This window comes from Desulfovibrio sp. 1214_IL3152 (assembly GCF_036763055.1).
Classification (GTDB): Bacteria; Desulfobacterota; Desulfovibrionia; order Desulfovibrionales; family Desulfovibrionaceae; genus Desulfovibrio.
This window is the reverse complement of the sequence record NZ_JBAIYW010000604.1, coordinates 1-2,158: the sequence shown is the minus strand read 5'-3', so window position 1 is coordinate 2,158 and position 2,158 is coordinate 1. Positions and strand designations below refer to the sequence as shown.

At 61.6% G+C, this 2,158-nt stretch carries 2 protein-coding genes; one reads left to right on the top strand and one right to left on the bottom strand.

The window, feature by feature from the left end; translation table 11 throughout:
* The coding region (locus V6C07_RS12720) for an SDR family oxidoreductase (protein WP_333536844.1) at window positions 1-938 on the bottom strand (938 nt) is incomplete at its 3' end.
* A 272-nt stretch (window positions 939-1,210) separates the two neighbouring features.
* Between V6C07_RS12720 and V6C07_RS12715 the strand changes: the two genes are divergently transcribed.
* The coding region (locus tag V6C07_RS12715; protein WP_333536843.1) for a glycosyltransferase family 4 protein at window positions 1,211-2,158 on the top strand (948 nt) is incomplete at its 3' end.

Below are 2,158 nucleotides of genomic sequence, written 5' to 3'. Positions count from 1 at the left end.
GCGCGGCTGATGTCAGCCAGACTGTGGCGCACGTCGCCCGCGCGGAAATCGCGGTGTTCAACAACGGCATTGGCGGCTTCGGGCTTGTGGCGCGCCACTTCTTCGCGGATAAGGGTAAAAAGCTCGTTAAGGGTCGTGCGCTGCCCAAAGGCCACGTTGTAAACGGTATCGGCAGCCTCGCCCTGGGCAAAGCTCGCCAGCAGGTTGGCTTCCACCACGTTGTCGATATAGCAGAAGTCGCGGCTGGTTTCGCCATCGCCGTTCACATAGACGGTCTCGCCCTTGATGAGGCTGGCAAACCACTGGGGAATAACCGCCGCGTAGGCCCCGTACGGGTCCTGGCGCTGGCCGAACACGTTGAAATAGCGCAGCCCGACGCTGGAAAAGCCGTAACAGCGGGTGAAAACATCGGCGTACAGTTCGTCCACATACTTTGTAACCGCATAGGGCGACAGGGGGCGGCCGATCTTGTCTTCCACCTTGGGCAGCTCGGGCGCGTCGCCGTAGGTGGAAGAAGACGCGGCATACACGAAGCTTTTGGCCCCGGCATCGCGCGCAGCCACCAGCATATGCAGAAAACCCGTGATATTGCAGCTGTTGGACAGCAAGGGATCGTCAATAGAGCGCGGCACAGAACCGAGCGCGGCTTCGTGCAGCACATGCTGCACGCCTTCACAGGCCTTGCGGCAGGTATCCACATCGCGGATATCGCCTTCGATGAAGGTAAAGCGGCTCCAGGCTTCCGGCCCCACGATATCACGTACCATATCAAGATTTTTCTGATACCCGGTCAAGAAGTTGTCCAGCCCCACAACGGTCTGGCCCAGACCCAGAAGGCGTTCAAGCAGGTTGGAACCGATAAAACCCGCCACCCCGGTAATCAGCCAGCGGGAGGGAGAAGCCTGCATAGTGGCACACAGTTGGGAATACGCGCTCATGTTTGCGTCCTGTTTTTGCATTGATTTTTTTGCCCGCGCGCCGCGGCCGCAAGAGCCGGCAGACGCTTTCGGACGGCCATAATCCTACGCTGCCGGGGCGTGTCTGTAAAGCCGGGCAGGCCGCTGCCCCTGGGTCGCAAGGGCCGCGAACCGAAATTGGAGGGCAGCGTCCCCCTTTTCACTTATCCTGCCAGGTGCTATACCTTGGCGCATGCGTCCGCAAACCGCCACAACAGCGGAACAGCACGACGCGCAAAGGGAGACGCAGGCAAATGAAGATCATCGTTCTGGGCAACCAGGCCAGGTCCATGAGCAATTTCTGGAGCGTGCTGATCCGCCATATGCACCGTGCCGGACATGAGGTTGTCTGCTGCGCCCCGCCGGGAGACCCCGGATCGGAAGCGGCGCTGGCAGCCCAGGGGGCGCGCATGCTGCATTATCCCCTTGACCGCAAGGGGCTGAACCCCCTGCGCGACCTGCGCACCACCGGGGCCTTGCTGCGCCTGTTCAAGGACGAAAAACCAGACCTTCTCTTTACCTCCACCATCAAGCCCGTTATTTACGGCTGCATCGCCGCGCGCGTGGCGCGAGTGCCGCACGTGTACGCCACCATCACGGGTCTGGGATACGCCTTTGAGGCCGACAGCTTTTTCAAGAAATGCGTCAACAGGCTGAGCGCCCTGCTGTATCGCACAGCCCTGGCCGGAGCAGAAGGCATATTTTTTCAGAACGATGATGACATTGCCGTTTTCCGGCAGTCCGGCATTCTGGGCGCGCGCGCGCGCATACTCAAGGCGCGCGGAACAGGTGTGGACACAAGCCGTTTTGCCCCTGCCCCGCTGCCAGGGCTGGCGGCCGACGGCAGTCTTGAGGGTCCGCCGGTTTTTCTGCTGATAGCCCGTCTGCTTGAAGCCAAAGGGCTTGAGGAATACGCCCAGGCGGCCCGCATACTCAAGGCGGCGCACCCCAAAGCGCGTTTTCTGCTGCTCGGCCCGGCCGAACAGGGGCTTGGCAGCGTAAGCCTTGAAACCGTGCGGCAATGGCAGGCTGAGGGCTGCATCGAATACCTTGGCGAAACGCGCGATGTGCGCCCCTATGTGAGCGCCGCGCATGTGATGGTGCTGCCCTCCTGGCGTGAAGGCACGCCCACATCCATCATGGAAGGCATGAGCATGGGACGCGCCGCAGTGGTGACCGACGCCCCTGGCTGCCGCGAGGTT